The following is a 14,925-nucleotide window of genomic DNA, read 5'->3' as shown; positions in this document are numbered from 1 at the left end:
TCAAAGACCAGGCGGGCAGTATAGCCCAGCACGCGAGGGCGGTAGGGTGGCGGTCGCTGGTCCCAATCAGGGCTTTGAAATCGCTGCGGTTCGTCGCCGCGATTATGCGGGGTGAGCGGTTTCGGATCGCCGCCATTCGACCAAGACCTGGGGGTCCGTCTCGGTCGTCGCGCCAGCCAGAGCCGCGAACTCGCCGGGGGATGTCAGCCGCGACAGCGCCCAGACGGCGGCGCCGCGCACCAGGGGCGAAGGGTCGGCCAGCAAGGTTTGCGTCGGGGCGATCAGGGTCGCGTCGCCCGAGTTGCCGACGGCGTAGAGGACGTTCCTGAGGAACCGGTCGCGGCCGATCCGCTTGACCGGGCTCTTGGTGAACAGGGCGCGGAAGGCGGCGTCGTCCAGCGCCAGCAGGTCGTGAAGGCGCGGGCTCTGGAAGGCGGGGCGGGGCGTCAGCCGGATCTCGCGCGCTTCCTGAGCGAACTTGTTCCACGGACAGACGGCCAGACAGTCGTCGCAGCCATAGATGCGCGATCCGGTCAGGGTGCGGAACTCGACCGGCCAAGGGTCGGCGAACTCGATGGTCAGGTAGGACAGGCAGCGCCTGGCGTCGAGCTGGAACGGGGCGGGGAAGGCGTTCGTCGGGCAGGCGTCGAGACAGGCGGTGCAGCGGCCGCAGTGTTCGGTCTCGGCCGCGTCCGGTTCGATCTCGGCGGCGGTCAGGATGGTGCCCAGGAACAGCCAGTTGCCGTGGGTGCGGCTGAGCAGATTGGTGTGCTTGCCCTGCCAGCCCAGGCCGGCGCGCTGGGCCAGCGGCTTTTCCATCAGGGGAGCGGTATCGACGAAGACCTTGATGTCGGCGCCGTTGCGGGCCGCGATCTGGCCCGCCAGCTGTTTCAGCCGGCCCTTGATGACCTCGTGATAGTCGTCGCCGCGCGCATAGACCGAGATGTATCCGGCCGAGCGGTCGGCCAACTGGTCCAGCGGGTTCTCCTCGGGGCCGTAGTTCATGCCCAGGACGATGGCGGTCCTGGCCTCGTCCCACATGGCGGTGGGGTGCTGGCGACGATCCAGCGTCGTTTCCATCCATTCCATGTCGCCATGCCGGCCCTCGTCCACGAAACGCCGCAGCCGCTCGCCCGCCGGCCAAGCGTCGGCCGCCGAGGCGAACCGGCAGACATCGAAGCCGAGCTCGGCCGCGCGCTGGCGAATGAAGGTTTTCAGGCGGTCGGACACGGGCGGGGGATAGCATGAAGTCTCCTCCCTGCGGAGCGGGGAGGTGGCGCGGCGCGTCTTCGCGCCGTGACGGAGGGGTTCTTCGCCGCATCACAGGCGCCAGTGGGACTTCAAGAACCCCTCCACCGCTTCGCGGTCCCCCTCCCCATTTCATGGGGAGGAGACGGTCATTCGCCGTCGAACAGTTCAAGAACTTGAGCCTGAATGTCGGTCGGCCAGGAGGCGATCAGGGCGGCGAGACGGTCGCGATCGGCGGCGAACATGGCGCGGCTGGCCTCTTCAAAATTGGAGGCGTCACCGGCCATCTCGACCATGAAGCCATAGGCGGCGTCGGTGCGGCGGCGGCGGGCATCGTCGTCGGCGCCGGTCTTGCGGGCATGTTCAACCAGCCGGCGTAGGGCGGCCGACGCGCCGCCGGGCTGGGCCGCCAGCCAGTCCCAGTGGCGGGGCAAGAGTGTGACCTCGCGCGCGGCGACGCCGAGGCGCGGCCGTCCACGCCGGGGTGGGGGCGCAGGGCGCAGGTCGAGATCGACGGCGCGCCCGGTCTGGAGGTCGAAAACGCGTAGCGCGGCCTGTGGCGAGGCCGACAGGGCGGTTTGGAAGGCGGCCGCCACTACGGCTTCGGACCCCTTGGTGATCCGGGCGGGGCCGTCGAACAGGACCAGTCGGCGAATTTCATCATCCATGTATTTACCCGGATAAAATTAGTGAATAAGATAATACCCGGATAATAAGGAATGCCGTCATGACCACAAGCCGCAAGACCCTGATCGCCGAATACAAGGAGCGTCCGACCATCGCCGGAGTCTATGCCGTGATCTGCAGCGCGACGGGTCAGGCTTGGGTCGGCAAGAGCCGCCACATCGACACCGAGCAGAACGGCCTGTGGTTCGCGCTGCGCCACGGCGGCAGCCCTTACCGGTCGCTTCAGGCGGCGTGGAAGGTGCACGCGCCCGAGGATTTCCGCTTCGAACAGCTGGACCGCTTGCCCGAAGACATCTCGGACCTGCGGCGTAAGGATGAGCTGGTCAGTCGCGCCAAGCTGTGGATCACGCGGCTGGGCGCGGAGGCGCTTTAAAAGTCCAGATCTGCATACCACGCCGACGAAGCCGTCGGCCGGCAGGGGGCGGAAGCAGCGGCAATTCTAGGCGATGGGTCTTGGATTTTTCCGAAGGGCCCGCCGCATCGGGCGTCTATCGACGGATATGCGCTGAACCTGGATCGGTAGGCATCGCCGCCGCCCAATCAGTAAACGACGGGTTGCCGCTCTGGCGGCGGCTTAGCGTATGCCTGTCAGAGCGTAGCGGCAAGTGCGTTTACAGACAGACGACAACCCGGACCGGACACGTTGCGAACATAGGGCTTTTGTGACTTGCTCTTCCAAATGAACGTCGTTCGATTGACCGCGCTCGCAGTCCTTGCGTTGCTGACTATGCCGGAAGCTGCGATTGGGTGCGTTCCACCGCCGGGTTGGAGCATGGCCAAGGAGCGTGCGAGGGAAGACCGGGCCATATTGGATGCCGAGGTTTTTTACCGTGGCGTCATTGAATATGTCGATGTCACAGATCCCGATACAGGCTCGGTAAGGTTCGAGAAGCCGGTGGTCACGATCAGGCGGACAAGAACGCTTTGGGGAAGCGGTGCGCCAGAGACCGTGACAATCCCGTGGGGTTATCTTGTCGTGTGCCCTTTGCCGAATTTGATGGAGGCGTATTGGCAGACGCACGATGGCGATCCCATTCTTAGATCGGGTTGGGGCGTGACTGTCATCGGCCGTCGCGAGGACTTTGCCGACCGGCCTGAGAAGCTCTTTATTCTGATCGATGGCGAACCGGAAACTCGTCGTCTAGTGCGACGGTTTCAGCAACTGCATCTGGAATTATGACGTAAGAGCTATTCGCCCAAGTCCGCTTTCCACCCTTGGCGGTCATCAAACACGCCAGCTAACGTCTAGAAATCCAGATCCGCATACCAGGCCGACGGCGGCACGCCGACGAAGCGGTCCGCCAGCAGGGGGCGGAAGCAGGGGCGGGATTTGAGCTTGGAGTACCAGGTCTTCAGCCCGGGCCAGGTCTTCCACTGGATCTCGCCGAAATAGTCCAGCACCGACAGGTGGGCGGCGGCGATCAGGTCGGCCTGGCTGAGGCGGCGGCCGGCCAGCCAGTCGCGGGCGGCGACCAGGTCCTCCAGCATGGCGAGGTGGGCCTTCAGGGCGTCGCGGCCCTCGCGCAGGGCGCGGGCTTCGGGCGGGCCGAGCTTGAGGAGGGGTTTCTCCATCCGCTCGTGCAGCAGGACGGCGTCGACCTCGTCCATGAAGCGACGCTCGAACCACCCGGTCAGGCGGCGCGCCTCGGCGCGTTCGGCGGCGTCGGCGGGCAGCAGCAGGGGCGCCTTCTGCTGATCCTCGATCCAGCCCAGGACGGCGGGCAGTTCGCACAGGACCAGGGGACGGCCGCGATCCATCGTCTGGATCACCGGCGGCAAGCCGGACGGATTGAAGTCGTTGACCGGGCAGTCGGCCTCCCACGGACGGACCGGGGTGTCGGTCCATTCGATCCGCGCCTCGCCCAGGGCCAGGCGCGCGGCGCGCGAGGCGGGCTGGAAGGCGAAGTGGAAGAGAACGCAAGGGTCGGCCATCAGGGGTTGATGCGCCCCGACCCGTTAATGCGCGTTTACTGCATTGAAATTGGACGCAAGGTCAGGACCAGGGGCCCTTTGGCGCGGGGCCGGTCGGGGCCTCGATAGCTTTGGTTTCGGCCGGCGCGGGCGTCGCGACGGCGGGAACTTCCGTCTGCGGACGGGTGCGGCCGCGCGGGTCGGCGTGGATCAGGATGTCGGCCGTGGGGAAGAGGGCCAGCACCCGGTTCTCGGCCGCGACGACGATGGCGTGGGCGGCGTCCAGGGTCTGGTGGGCGTCCAGGTCGACGTGCATCTGGATCATCATCACCTGGCCGGCCATGCGGGTGCGCAGCTGATGCACGCCGAACACCTGGGGATCGGCCAGGACGGCCTGGGTGATGGCGACACGGTCGGCCTCGGGCACGGCGCGGTCCAGCAGGTGGTCGGCGGCGGCCTTCAACATGCCGGTCGCGCCCCAGAACAGCCAGACGGCGACGACGATGCCGGCCGCCGCATCCAGCCCCGGCGCGCCCAGGAAGGCGCCCGAGATCACCCCGATCAGGACCACGACGTTGGCAGCCAGGTCGGCGGCGTAATGGGCGCGGTCGCCGGCGACGGCGAGAGAGCCGGTCTTCTTCAAGGTCTGTGTCTGCATCCACACCAGCCAGGCGGTGATGGCGATGGCGACGACCATGATCCCGGTCGCCCAGAAGCCTGCGGTGACGGGGCGGGGGTCGAAGATGCGCTGCACCCCCTCCCAGCCGATGAAGATGGCCGAGGCGAACACCAGCCCGGCCTGGACCAGGGCGGACAGGGCCTCGCCCTTGCCGTGGCCATAGCGGTGGTCCTCGTCCGGCGGGGCCGCGGCCCAGCGCACGGCGAAGAAGGTGGTCAGGGACGCCGCCAGATCCAGCACCGAATCCGCCAGGGTCGCCAGGATGGAGACCGAGCCGGAGGCGCCGAGCGCGAACGCCTTCATGGCGATCAGCACCACCGCGACCCCGACCGACAGGCGGGTGATGCGGCGAGTGGCGAGGTTGGCGTCTTCCAGAGGCGCAGGTGCGGGGGCGGGCGTCGTCATATGCGGCCTCTTCTCGCGCAATCATGGCGGAAAGCCAACCGCTCGCCGTCCCTCGCCTAATCGGGGACGATTGCGCTAAGGCAGGGGCGAACCGGGCGCGTCGTGATCCCGGACCTGTTTCGGGGTTTTCATGTCGGACTGGCTGGCGGCCATCATCCTGGGTCTGGTCGAGGGGCTGACCGAGTTCATTCCGGTCTCTTCCACGGGCCATATGCTGCTGCTGGGCCATTTCATGGGGTTCGAGAGTTCGGGCAAGACGTTCGAGATCGTGATCCAGCTGGGCGCCCTGCTGGCCATCGTCAGCGTCTATTTCAAACGGCTGTGGACCCTGGCGACGCGCTGGCCGTTCGACCCGGAGGCGCGGCGGTTCCTGATCGGCCTGCTGGTCGCCTTCGCGCCCGCCGTGGTGATCGGCTTTTTGGCTTACGACTACATCAAGACGGTGCTGTTCGAGACGCCGCAGGTGGTGTGCGTGGCCCTGATCGTCGGGGGCGTGATCCTGCTGCTGCTGGACCGGATGGACAAGCGGCCCAAATGGCTGGACGCCGAGGCCTATCCGATGCGGATCTATTTCCTGATCGGCCTGTTCCAGTGCCTGGCCATGATCCCCGGCGTGTCGCGATCCGGCGCCACCATCGCCGGGGGGCTGCTGCTGAAGACCGACAAGCGGTCGGCGGCCGAGTTCAGCTTCTTTCTCGCCTTGCCCACGATGGGGGCGGCGGTGGCCTATGACCTGCTGAAGAACCACAAGACGCTGGATTTCAGCGACGTGGGCCTGATCGCCGTGGGCTTCATCGTGGCCTTCCTCTCGGCCCTGGCGGTGGTGCGGTTCCTGCTGGATTTCGTGTCCAAGCGCGGCTTCGGCGTCTTCGCCTGGTGGCGGATCGTGGTCGGCGTCGTGGGGCTGGCGCTGCTGCAGGCGGGGTTCTGAGCATCAACAGACAAGGGTGACGGGATTGGGGGCAGGACTCCCTCCGGCTGGCGATTTTCGCCTTCACCCTCTAAGGGCGGGGCATGACCACGCTTCTCTATGGCCGCCCGCCTGTCGTTTTCGATCCGCCAAGCACTGGCGAGGGTGGGGCGACCCAGACCTCGCCCCTGATCCCCGATTCCGCCGCGCTGGAGGCGCAGGACCCCGGCTCGGCCGACACCATCATGATCTACGCCCCGCCCGGCGTACTGGAGCGGCGCTATGTCCTGGCCCTGGCGCTGAGGGCGTTGAAGGTCGGCGGGCGGCTTGACGTCATGGCTCCCAAGGACAAGGGCGGATCGCGCCTGGGCAAGGAGCTGAAGGCGTTCGGCGTCGAGGTCGCCGAGACGGCCAAGGCGCACCACCGGCGCTGCATCGTCTTCAAGCCCGAGACGGCGCAGGGGCTGGATGCGGCCATCGACGCCGCCATCGTTGCGGGCGGGCCGCAGTTCGTGCCGGGGCTGGAAGCCTGGTCCCAACCGGGGATTTTCGCCTGGGACCGGATCGACGCGGGTTCGGCGCTGTTGGCCGAACACCTGCCGCCGATGAAGGGCGAGGGGGTCGATCTGGGCTGCGGCTATGGCGCGCTGTCGATCGTGGCGCTGCGGTCGCCGGCGGTGACCAAGCTGAAGCTGGTCGATCTGGATCGCCGCGCCATCCGCGCCGCGCGCGAGAACGTCACGGACGAACGGGCCAAGGTCTGGTGGTCGGACGCCCGCACCCTGGAGGCCAAGGGCGACAAGGATTTCGTGGTCAGCAATCCGCCCTTCCACGACGGCGGGGCCGAGGATCGGCGGCTGGGCCAGGCCTTCATCCGCAAGGCGGCCGAGCTGCTGAAAAAAGGCGGCGTCGCCTGGGTCGTGGCCAACCGGCACCTGCCCTATGAGGCCGAGCTGAACGCGGCGTTCAAGCGGGTGCGGCTGGTCGCCGAGGCGGGCGGATATAAGCTGTTCGAGGGGGTGAAGTGATTTTCCTTTCGTCTTCGTCATCCTCCGGCAAGCCGCTTGCGGCGCAGACCGGGGGACCCAGCGGCGCCGAAGGCGATGCGTCCGCCACACCGATGGTCGAGAGGGAACATCGCGACAGGTTCGCGCTCGCGCGCGCCGCTGGGTCCCCCGGTCTCGCCGCGCTCGCCGGAGGATGACGAAAGATATGGCGAAGACCCCCACCTCCCGTGTCGACCGCCTGCTGGGCTCGCTGGGCTATGGCTCGCGGGCCGAGATGGCGCGGATGGCCAAGGCGGGCGGGATCGTGCTGGACGGGGCGGACCTGACGGATGTGTCCAAACGCATTCCGGTGACGCGCGACCTGCCGACCCGGATGGAGATCGACGGCCAGCCGCTGGACCCCGTGCAGGGGCTGGTGATCATGCTGAACAAGCCGCTGGGCATGACCTGTTCGCACAAGGAAGAGGGAGCGCTGGTCTATGACATCCTGCCGGGGCGGTGGCGGGCGCGCGATCCGGCCATCTCGACCATCGGGCGGCTGGACAAGCAGACGACGGGCCTGTTGCTGCTGACCGACGACGGCGATCTGCTGCATCGGGTGATTTCGCCCAAGCGCCATGTGACCAAGGTCTATCGCGCCGGACTGGCGCGGCCGCTGGTCGGGACCGAAGGCGATCTGTTCGCCGCCGGGGCGTTGATCCTGGAGGGCGAGGACAAGCCGTTGGCGCCGGCGGTGCTGGAGGTTGTGACGCCGACCGAGGCCCTGCTGACGGTGACGGAGGGGCGCTATCACCAGGTGCGGCGCATGTTCGCCGCCGCCGGAAATCATGTCGAGACCCTGCACCGCGAGCGGATGGGCGGGCTGGCCCTGCCGGCCGATCTGGCGCCCGGGCAGTGGCGGCTGCTGAGCCCGGACGAGATCGCGTCGATCTTTGTGGAACCGACGGGCAATGACTTCGCGGTGAATTCCTAAGGCGTTACATACCTAGGGTAGCGGGGCTTTGTGGTCGGGTCGTGAACGCGATATGATGGCGTCATGAGCCATTATTCGGTGACAGAAGCACAGGCAGACCTGGCCCGCCTCATCGAGGCCGCCGAACGCGGCGAGTCGGTGGTCATCGACCGCCCGGATCCTGACGTCGAGGTGAAGATCGTGGCGCGGCGCATCCGTCCCGATGGGCCGAATGACATCGAATGGCTGAGAGCCGTGCGCGTGCAGCCACGTCGCGGGCCGGTGGATACGGCGGCGGCTCTGGCGGAAATGAAGGAAGAACGCGGCCGGTGAGCGTCTATCTGGACGCCAGCGTCATCGTTCCGTTGTTCGTGCAAGAGAAGACCAGCGAGGCCATGCTTGCCTGGATGGCGTCGGTCGAACGGGCGATCGTGTCCGACTGGGCGATCGCCGAAGGCTCGTCGGCCATGTCACATCACGTTCGGCGCGGGAGCCTGGATGTCGATGAAAGAGACTTGGCCGAGACGAAGTTCAACATCTGGCTGGATCGAGCCGCCGCAGTCAGGGAAGTCGATCCAGAGGACGTGATGGCGTGTCGGTTTCTGCTGCATCGACATCCGCGATTGCGGACGCCGGACGCCCTCCATCTGGCAATCGTGCAGCGGCTGGAATGCGATCTCGCCACCTATGATCACGATCTGGCCGACGCCGCGCGTCGGAACGGGGTGAAGGTGATTGCGCCATGACCGCCATCAAGATTTGCGGCCTGACGACGCCGGACACGCTGGACGCCGCGCTGGACGGCGGGGCGGACTTCGTGGGGGCGGTGGTGTTTCCCAAAAGTCCTCGGCACATCGCGCCCGAGGCGGCGGCCGCCCTGTTCGAACGGGCGCGGGGGCGGGCGAAGATCGTGGCGGTGACGGTCGATCCGGACGATACCTTGCTGGACGAGATCGCGCGGCGGCTGAGGCCCGACTTCATCCAGTTGCATGGATCCGAGACCCCGGCGCGGGCGGAACGGGTGCGGGCCGTGACCGGGGCGGGGGTGATCAAGGCCCTGCCGATCCGGCACGGCGACGACTTCGCCGCCGCCGACGAATGGGATTATCACGCCGATCACCTGATGTTCGACGCCAAGCCGCCGGAGGGTTCGGTGCTGCCCGGCGGGGTAGGGCACAGTTTCGACTGGACCCTGCTGGCGGACCGGGCCTTTCGCCATCCCTGGTTCCTGGCGGGCGGGCTGAACCCGAACAATGTGGCCGAGGCGCTGAGGATCACCGGGGCGCCCATGGTCGATGTGTCCTCTGGCGTGGAAAGCGCGCCGGGTGTTAAGGACGCCGACCGGATCGCGGCCTTCATCCAAAACGCGCGCCGGACGTAATTACGACGCCTCCCTGCGTGAAAGTTGGACTCGTGAACGCCCAAATCCCCATCCAAGCCCCGACCTCTGGCCAGCCGTTGTCCAACGCCTACGCCTGGCCGGACGCGCAGGGACGTTTCGGTCCCTATGGGGGGCAGTTCGTCGCCGAGACCCTGATGCCGCTGATCCACGAGCTGGACGCGGCCTATAAGGCGGCTCGGGCGGACCCCAGCTTCCAGGCCGAGCTGGACGGCTTCCTGACCCACTATGTCGGTCGCGAGAGCCCGCTGTATTTCGCCGAGCGGCTGACCGACCATTTCGGCGGGGCGCGGATCTGGCTGAAGCGCGAGGACCTGAACCATACGGGCGCGCACAAGATCAACAACTGCATGGGCCAGATCCTGCTGGCCCGTCGCATGGGCAAGACCCGGATCATCGCCGAGACGGGCGCAGGTCAGCACGGCGTCGCCAGCGCGACGGTGTCGGCGCGGTTCGGCCTGCCCTGCACGGTTTACATGGGCGCGGTTGACGTCGAGCGGCAGCAGCCGAACGTGTTCCGCATGCGGTTGCTGGGTTCGGAAGTCTTCTCCGTCACGGCGGGCGCCGCGACCCTGAAAGACGCGATGAACGAGGCGATGCGCGACTGGGTCACGAACGTCTCGGACACCTATTACATCATCGGCACGGCGGCGGGTCCGCACCCCTATCCGGCCATGGTGCGTGATTTCCAGTCGGTGATCGGCAAGGAGATCAAGACCCAGTCGATGGCCCGGATGGGCAAGCTGCCCGAGGCGGTCGTGGCCTGCATCGGCGGCGGATCCAACGCCATCGGCGCCTTCCACCCCTTCATCGAGGACGAGGCCGTGCGCCTGATCGGCGTCGAGGCGGCGGGTCACGGGCTGGATACGCCGGACCACGCGGCGTCGCTGAAGGGCGGCCGGTCCGGCGTGTTGCACGGCAACCGAACCTATCTGCTGCAGGACGAGGACGGCAATATCGTCGAGGGCCATTCGATCTCGGCCGGGCTGGACTATCCCGGCATCGGGCCGGAGCACGCCTGGCTGCACGACATCGGCCGGGCCGAATATCGCTCGGCGACCGACAATGAGGCGCTGGAGGCCTTCCAGCTATGCTCCAAGCTGGAAGGCATCATCCCGGCGCTGGAACCGGCCCATGCGCTGGCGCGGACGGGCGAAGTGGCGCGCGAAGTCGGCAAGGGCGGGGATGTCGTGCTGCTGATGTCGGGCCGCGGCGACAAGGATATCTTCCAGGTCGCCAAACATCTGGGAGTGGAACTGTGATCCGTAGTCTGCTGGCGGCGACCGCCGTGATGAGCCTGTCGGCCGCCGCCGTTCAGGCCCAGACGCCGGCGCCCGCGTCCGCTGCACAGCAAGGCGGACCGGCCGATGTGGGCCTGCTGCCCGGCGCGGAGTTGTCTGCCGATTGCGGCGGGCTGAACAATCTGACGGGCCGGGCCTGGTGCGTGACCGCGCAACTGGGCCAGATCGGCGCCCTGGCCGACGCCTATATCGCGGACCTGGCGTCCAAGAATTGGCTGGCGGCGGGTGGCGACGAGAACCGAGTGGTCCTCATCAAACGCCGCGAGGCCGGCGGCTGCGATGGCATGCAGATGGTCGCCTTCTACGACACCACCAAGACCGCCGTCGCCGAATTGCCCGCCTATCTGGGCTTCGCCACCATCCCGGGCGACGTGTGCGCGGCTGCTGCTGCGGCCCCGCCCGCCGCCGCCACGCCGCAATGATCCTGGCGTCTCTCGCCGCTGCTGCCTTGATCGCATCGAAGGCGGATTGGCGCGATGATTTTGTTATGCCAGCGATTGAGGACGCCGTTGTCGGAACCGAGTGCCCGCCTTCAGAGGAAGGCGGCGACCGCTATTTATGCCTGACATATCCTCGCGAAAAGGCACGCGCGGTCCGTGAGCAGTTTACACATGCGCTGGAACAACAAGGATTCATGGTGGGGCCGGCTCCCGAGGTCAGCTTTGGTTTTCTGCGGCTCAAGGGAGCCGATCTGGACAATCCTGATTCCTGCGAAAGCGGGCTGGTTTCGACCTTTGCCGTCGAAGGCGAACCTGATCCCGCAAAAACGGCTGTCATGGTGATTGCCTTGGCAAGAGACACTTGCGGAGACCCCGCACCCGAGAGCAACGACCAATGACCACCGCCCGTATCGACGCCCGTTTCGCCGCGCTGAAGGCCGAGGGCCGTGCGGCCTTCATTCCCTATGTGATGGGGGGCGATCCGTCGCGCGAGGAGGCGCTGGCGATCCTGAACGGCCTACCCGCAGCCGGGGCCGACATCATCGAACTGGGCTTTCCGTTCAGCGATCCGATGGCCGAGGGGCCGCCGATTCAGCGGGCGGCGATCCGGGGTCTGGCCGCCGGGTTCGGCCTGCGCTCGACCATGGATCTGGCCAAGGAATTCCGCAAAGGCGACGACGCCACGCCGATCGTACTGATGGGCTATCTGAACCCGATCGAGAGCCTGGGTTATGACGCCTTCGCCGCCTATGCGGCCGACTGCGGCATCGACGGGCTGATCGTCGTGGACTGCCCGCCGGAAGAGGCCGGGCCGCTGATCGAGGCGTTGGACAAGGTCTCGATCTCGCTGATCCGACTGGCGACGCCGACGTCGGACGACGAACGGCTGAAGATCGTGGTCCGGGGCACCTCGGGCTTCGTCTACTACGTCGCGGTCGCGGGCGTGACCGGGGTCAAGGAAGCGAACGCCGAGGTGGTGGCGCCGGCGGTGGAGCGGGTGCGCAAGGCCTCGGGCCTGCCGGTCGCGGTCGGCTTCGGGGTCAAGACGCCTGAAAAGGCCGCCGAGATCGCACGGGTGGCCGACGCCGTGGTGGTCGGTTCGGCCCTGGTGGACGAGGTGGCGGCGGCGCTGGAGGCCGGCGAAGCCGTTGCGCCGCGCGTTCTGGCACGGGTCAAGGCGCTGGGCGATGCGGTTCGGTCGGTGCGCACTGGTGCATCCCTGGCGGAAACCGTCTAAGAGCCCGCCCATGGTCGACAAGAACAAACCTCAGGAAAAGCGTGGCGGCTGGCTGAGCCGCTTTGCGCCCGGCGTCCGCAAGATCGTGTCGCGCCGCGACACCCCGGACAATCTCTGGGTCAAGGATCCCGACAGCGGCGAGATGCTGTATCGCTCGGATCTTGAGGCGTCCCTGTGGGTGACGCCGTCGGGCCGTCACATGCGAATCGACGCGCCGACGCGCCTGAAGGCCACCTTCGACGGCGGCGTGTTCCAGGCCATCGACACGCCGGACGTGCCGGAAGATCCGCTGAAATTCTCGGACGGCAAATCCTACAAGGATCGGCTGAGCGCGGCGCGCAAGGCCGCAGGGCGCAAGGACACCATGGCCATCGGCTATGGCGTGGTTGGCGGTCAGGACGCGGTCGTGATCGTTCAGGACTTCACCTTCATGGGCGGGTCGCTGGGCATGGCGGCTGGCGAGGCCTTCATCAAGGCCGCGCGCGAGGCCGTGTCGCGCAAGGTTCCGATGATCTGTTTCACCGCCGCCGGCGGCGCGCGGATGCAGGAAGGCGCCCTGTCGCTGATGCAGATGGCGCGCACGACCCTGGCCATCGAAGAGCTGAAGGATGCGAAACTGCCCTATGCCGTGGTCCTGACGGACCCGACCACGGGGGGCGTGACCGCCTCCTACGCCATGCTGGGCGACGTGCATCTGGCGGAACCGGGCGCCCTGATCGGCTTCGCGGGTCCGCGCGTGATCGAGGCCACCATCCGCGAGAAGCTGCCGCCGGGCTTCCAGCGCGCCGAATATCTGCAGGAGAAGGGCATGGTGGACCGGGTCGTGGCCCGCGCCGACCTGCCGCGCACCCTGGGTCAGATCCTCTCCATGCTGATGGGCGGCACGCGCGCCGCCGCCTGAGACCGCCTGAAGGGCCAGTCGATCGCGGTCGAGGCCCACAGGCACCACCAGATTATGACCGGCTGAAACAGCAGGCGCGGGCCATGATAGGCCAAACCCAAGCCCGTGCCTGACGCCAGCCCGTCCATCGCGTGCTGGATATTGGCTGGATAGACGCACACGGCATAGACGGCCAGCGCCCATCCCGCGACGACGCGCAGGCGCGGGATCATCAGACCCGCCGCGCCCAGCAGTTCGGCGATCCCCGTCAGCGCCACGACCAAGGCGGGGTCCGACACCCAGTGCGGCGTGATCCGCACGAAGGGGCCGGGAACCATCAGATGCAGCACGCCGGCGCCCAGGAAGACCGCCGCCAGGACGATGCGGGCCGCCGTTCTGATGTGCGGCCTGGAAGTCATGTCGCGGTTCTCGAAATCAGGGGCTAAAGGAGGCGGATGGATCCCGTCTCCGAACGTCTACGTGCGCGCCACCCCCAGCGGATCGATCTGTCGTTGGATCGGATGCGCGTGCTGTGCGCCGCTCTGGGCGATCCGCAACACAAGTTGCCGCCGGTCATCCATGTGGCGGGCACCAACGGCAAGGGCTCGACCGTCGCCCTGATCCGCGCCATCGCCGAGGCGGCGGGGCTGAAGGTGCATGCCTATACCTCGCCCCATCTGGTGCGGTTCAACGAGCGGATTCGCCTGGCGGGCAAGCTGATCGAGGACGAGGCGCTGAACGCCATCCTGGACCGGATCGAGGCCGTGATGGCCGAGACGAACAGCGAGGCCACGGTGTTCGAAAGCACCACCGCCGCCGCCTTCCTGGCCATGGCCGAGACGCCGGCCGACCTGGCCATTATCGAGGTGGGCTTAGGCGGGGTGCTGGACGCGACCAATGTGATCGAACGGCCGCTGCTCAGCGTGATCACCCCCGTCGATTACGACCATGCGGAGTTTCTGGGCACGGACCTGGCGGGGATCGCCTCGGAGAAGGCGGGGGTGCTGAAGGCCGGGGCGCCGGCGGTGATCGCGCGGCAACGCGAGGAGGCGATGGCCGCCATCGAGCGCCGCGCTGCCGACGTCCATGCGCGGCTGACAGTGCTGGGGGTAGATTTCGACGCCTGGGCCGAGCGGGGCGGCCTGGCGTTCCAGACGGCCGAACTGTTCATGGACCTGCCGGCGCCGGCCCTGGCAGGCGCGCACCAGATCGACAATGCGGCTTTGGCCGTGGCGGCGGCGGTCGAACTGGACCTGCCTGAGGCCGCGATCGCCGAGGGGCTGAAGGCCGTGCGCTGGCCCGCGCGTCTGCAACGAATTTCGGCCGGACCTTACGGCGAGGCGGCGCGGGCGGCCGACGCCGAGCTTTGGCTGGACGGGGGCCACAATCCCCATGCCGCAAAGGCCCTGGCGGCGTTTCTGGCCGAGCGTCAGGCGCGGGCGCCGCGTCCGTTGGCCCTGATCTGCGGCATGCTGTCGAACAAGGATGCGGGCGGGTTCTTCGCCGCCTTGAAGGACAGCCAGGCGACGGTTTTCACCGTCGGCTTCGACGGGGCGGCGGCCGAACCGGCGGCTTTGGCTGCCGTAGCGCGCGGCCATGGATTGGCGGCTACGCCGGCGGGATCGGTGCGCGAGGCGCTGGACCTGGCGCTGCGCCTGGGCGCGGGGCGGGTGGCGATCTGCGGGTCGCTGTATCTGGCAGGAGAAGTGCTGGGGGCGAGCCGGGAGACCTGGCCGGACTAGGCGCCGGTTTCTCCCTCCCCCTGCGGGGGAGGGTGGTCGAGCCGAAGGCGAGACCGGGTGGGGGCGGCAGGGCGACGCCCCACGGACTTCTCTTCAGTCAAGCCAGTGCGGCCTTGCCGGGCCGCCC

At 67.6% G+C, this 14,925-nt stretch carries 19 protein-coding genes; 14 read left to right on the top strand and 5 right to left on the bottom strand.

All coding sequences use genetic code 11. The features are described 5' to 3' along the window. Positions 1-102: 102 nt before the first annotated feature. Together queG and ACQY72_RS08115 are read right to left on the bottom strand one after the other, a co-directional pair. Positions 103-1,230, bottom strand: a complete 1,128-nt coding sequence (queG, locus tag ACQY72_RS08120) for a tRNA epoxyqueuosine(34) reductase QueG (RefSeq protein ID WP_428152899.1) — start codon at positions 1,228-1,230, stop codon at positions 103-105. 167 nt (positions 1,231-1,397) lie between these two features. After that, positions 1,398-1,916, bottom strand: coding sequence for a DUF2239 family protein (locus ACQY72_RS08115; protein WP_428152898.1), 519 nt, complete (start codon positions 1,914-1,916; stop codon positions 1,398-1,400). A 59-nt stretch (positions 1,917-1,975) separates the two neighbouring features. Here ACQY72_RS08115 and ACQY72_RS08110 point away from each other — a divergent pair, with 59 nt between their 5' ends. Then, complete coding sequence (locus tag ACQY72_RS08110) at positions 1,976-2,308, top strand: GIY-YIG nuclease family protein (RefSeq protein WP_428152897.1); 333 nt, start codon at positions 1,976-1,978, stop codon at positions 2,306-2,308. A gap of 399 nt (positions 2,309-2,707) precedes the next feature. Further along, the gene (locus tag ACQY72_RS08105) at positions 2,708-3,115 is read left to right on the top strand and encodes a hypothetical protein (protein ID WP_428152896.1); all 408 of its coding nucleotides are present in this window, start codon (positions 2,708-2,710) and stop codon (positions 3,113-3,115) included. 65 nt (positions 3,116-3,180) lie between these two features. Here the strand turns inward: ACQY72_RS08105 and ACQY72_RS08100 are convergent, their stop codons facing one another. After that, positions 3,181-3,867, bottom strand: a complete 687-nt coding sequence (locus tag ACQY72_RS08100) for a glutathione S-transferase family protein (protein WP_428152894.1) — start codon at positions 3,865-3,867, stop codon at positions 3,181-3,183. A gap of 61 nt (positions 3,868-3,928) precedes the next feature. After that, positions 3,929-4,930, bottom strand: a complete 1,002-nt coding sequence (locus tag ACQY72_RS08095; RefSeq protein WP_428152893.1) for a cation diffusion facilitator family transporter — start codon at positions 4,928-4,930, stop codon at positions 3,929-3,931. Positions 4,931-5,060: 130 nt separating this feature from the next. Here ACQY72_RS08095 and ACQY72_RS08090 point away from each other — a divergent pair, with 130 nt between their 5' ends. The 11 genes from ACQY72_RS08090 (at position 5,061) to accD (ending at position 13,077) form a co-directional block, all read left to right on the top strand. Next, entirely contained in the window at positions 5,061-5,861 is an 801-nt protein-coding gene (locus ACQY72_RS08090; protein WP_428152892.1) for an undecaprenyl-diphosphate phosphatase, read from the top strand. Between the two features lie 83 nt (positions 5,862-5,944). After that, entirely contained in the window at positions 5,945-6,868 is a 924-nt protein-coding gene (locus ACQY72_RS08085) for a class I SAM-dependent methyltransferase (RefSeq protein ID WP_428152891.1), read from the top strand. A 184-nt stretch (positions 6,869-7,052) separates the two neighbouring features. Next, a complete protein-coding gene (locus tag ACQY72_RS08080) occupies positions 7,053-7,820 on the top strand; it encodes a pseudouridine synthase (RefSeq protein ID WP_428152889.1) in 768 nt (255 codons plus the stop codon). A gap of 63 nt (positions 7,821-7,883) precedes the next feature. Next, a complete protein-coding gene (locus ACQY72_RS08075; RefSeq protein WP_428152888.1) occupies positions 7,884-8,132 on the top strand; it encodes a type II toxin-antitoxin system Phd/YefM family antitoxin in 249 nt (82 codons plus the stop codon). Continuing rightward, positions 8,129-8,545, top strand: coding sequence for a type II toxin-antitoxin system VapC family toxin (locus ACQY72_RS08070; RefSeq protein ID WP_428152887.1), 417 nt, complete (start codon positions 8,129-8,131; stop codon positions 8,543-8,545). Before ACQY72_RS08075 ends, ACQY72_RS08070 begins: the two co-directional genes overlap by 4 nt. Beyond that, complete coding sequence (locus tag ACQY72_RS08065; protein WP_428152886.1) at positions 8,542-9,180, top strand: phosphoribosylanthranilate isomerase; 639 nt, start codon at positions 8,542-8,544, stop codon at positions 9,178-9,180. The genes ACQY72_RS08070 and ACQY72_RS08065 overlap by 4 nt, the downstream gene beginning before the upstream one ends. A 77-nt stretch (positions 9,181-9,257) precedes the next feature. Beyond that, on the top strand, positions 9,258-10,460 hold the full coding sequence (gene trpB, locus ACQY72_RS08060; RefSeq protein ID WP_428156689.1) for a tryptophan synthase subunit beta: 1,203 nt from the start codon (positions 9,258-9,260) through the stop codon (positions 10,458-10,460). After that, positions 10,457-10,921, top strand: a complete 465-nt coding sequence (locus tag ACQY72_RS08055) for a hypothetical protein (protein ID WP_428152885.1) — start codon at positions 10,457-10,459, stop codon at positions 10,919-10,921. The genes trpB and ACQY72_RS08055 overlap by 4 nt, the downstream gene beginning before the upstream one ends. Next, entirely contained in the window at positions 10,918-11,337 is a 420-nt protein-coding gene (locus ACQY72_RS08050) for a hypothetical protein (protein WP_428152884.1), read from the top strand. Before ACQY72_RS08055 ends, ACQY72_RS08050 begins: the two co-directional genes overlap by 4 nt. After that, entirely contained in the window at positions 11,334-12,176 is an 843-nt protein-coding gene (gene trpA / locus ACQY72_RS08045) for a tryptophan synthase subunit alpha (RefSeq protein ID WP_428152883.1), read from the top strand. The genes ACQY72_RS08050 and trpA overlap by 4 nt, the downstream gene beginning before the upstream one ends. A 10-nt stretch (positions 12,177-12,186) precedes the next feature. After that, positions 12,187-13,077 (top strand): acetyl-CoA carboxylase, carboxyltransferase subunit beta, encoded by an 891-nt coding sequence (accD, locus tag ACQY72_RS08040; protein ID WP_428152882.1) that lies wholly within the window; start codon positions 12,187-12,189, stop codon positions 13,075-13,077. On the opposite strand, the gene ACQY72_RS08035 is transcribed toward accD, so the two are convergent. Further along, entirely contained in the window at positions 13,032-13,475 is a 444-nt protein-coding gene (locus tag ACQY72_RS08035; RefSeq protein WP_428152881.1) for a DoxX family protein, read from the bottom strand. The genes accD and ACQY72_RS08035 overlap by 46 nt on opposite strands. Positions 13,476-13,511: 36 nt before the next feature. Between ACQY72_RS08035 and ACQY72_RS08030 the strand changes: the two genes are divergently transcribed. Beyond that, positions 13,512-14,798: a bifunctional folylpolyglutamate synthase/dihydrofolate synthase gene (locus ACQY72_RS08030; protein ID WP_428152880.1), complete on the top strand. Its 1,287-nt coding sequence runs from the start codon at positions 13,512-13,514 to the stop codon at positions 14,796-14,798. Positions 14,799-14,925: the final 127 nt, after the last annotated feature.

The organism is Brevundimonas sp. (genome assembly GCF_965279155.1).
Lineage (GTDB): Bacteria > Pseudomonadota > Alphaproteobacteria > Caulobacterales > Caulobacteraceae > Brevundimonas.
This window is presented reverse-complemented; position numbering and strand designations above follow the sequence as displayed.

Bases quoted from the DNA above. Each gene is read 5' to 3' on its own strand.
- ACQY72_RS08030 (WP_428152880.1), top strand. From the start codon at position 13,512: ATGGATCCCGTCTCCGAACGTCTACGTGCGCGCCACCCCCAGCGGATC.
- ACQY72_RS08110 (WP_428152897.1), top strand. From the start codon at position 1,976: ATGACCACAAGCCGCAAGACCCTGATCGCCGAATACAAGGAGCGTCCG.
- ACQY72_RS08095 (WP_428152893.1), bottom strand. From the start codon at position 4,930: ATGACGACGCCCGCCCCCGCACCTGCGCCTCTGGAAGACGCCAACCTC.
- ACQY72_RS08090 (WP_428152892.1), top strand. From the start codon at position 5,061: ATGTCGGACTGGCTGGCGGCCATCATCCTGGGTCTGGTCGAGGGGCTG.
- ACQY72_RS08105 (WP_428152896.1), top strand. From the start codon at position 2,708: ATGGCCAAGGAGCGTGCGAGGGAAGACCGGGCCATATTGGATGCCGAG.
- ACQY72_RS08080 (WP_428152889.1), top strand. From the start codon at position 7,053: ATGGCGAAGACCCCCACCTCCCGTGTCGACCGCCTGCTGGGCTCGCTG.
- ACQY72_RS08065 (WP_428152886.1), top strand. From the start codon at position 8,542: ATGACCGCCATCAAGATTTGCGGCCTGACGACGCCGGACACGCTGGAC.
- ACQY72_RS08115 (WP_428152898.1), bottom strand. From the start codon at position 1,916: ATGGATGATGAAATTCGCCGACTGGTCCTGTTCGACGGCCCCGCCCGG.
- ACQY72_RS08085 (WP_428152891.1), top strand. From the start codon at position 5,945: ATGACCACGCTTCTCTATGGCCGCCCGCCTGTCGTTTTCGATCCGCCA.
- ACQY72_RS08075 (WP_428152888.1), top strand. From the start codon at position 7,884: ATGAGCCATTATTCGGTGACAGAAGCACAGGCAGACCTGGCCCGCCTC.
- ACQY72_RS08035 (WP_428152881.1), bottom strand. From the start codon at position 13,475: ATGACTTCCAGGCCGCACATCAGAACGGCGGCCCGCATCGTCCTGGCG.
- accD (WP_428152882.1), top strand. From the start codon at position 12,187: ATGGTCGACAAGAACAAACCTCAGGAAAAGCGTGGCGGCTGGCTGAGC.
- ACQY72_RS08050 (WP_428152884.1), top strand. From the start codon at position 10,918: ATGATCCTGGCGTCTCTCGCCGCTGCTGCCTTGATCGCATCGAAGGCG.
- trpA (WP_428152883.1), top strand. From the start codon at position 11,334: ATGACCACCGCCCGTATCGACGCCCGTTTCGCCGCGCTGAAGGCCGAG.
- ACQY72_RS08100 (WP_428152894.1), bottom strand. From the start codon at position 3,867: ATGGCCGACCCTTGCGTTCTCTTCCACTTCGCCTTCCAGCCCGCCTCG.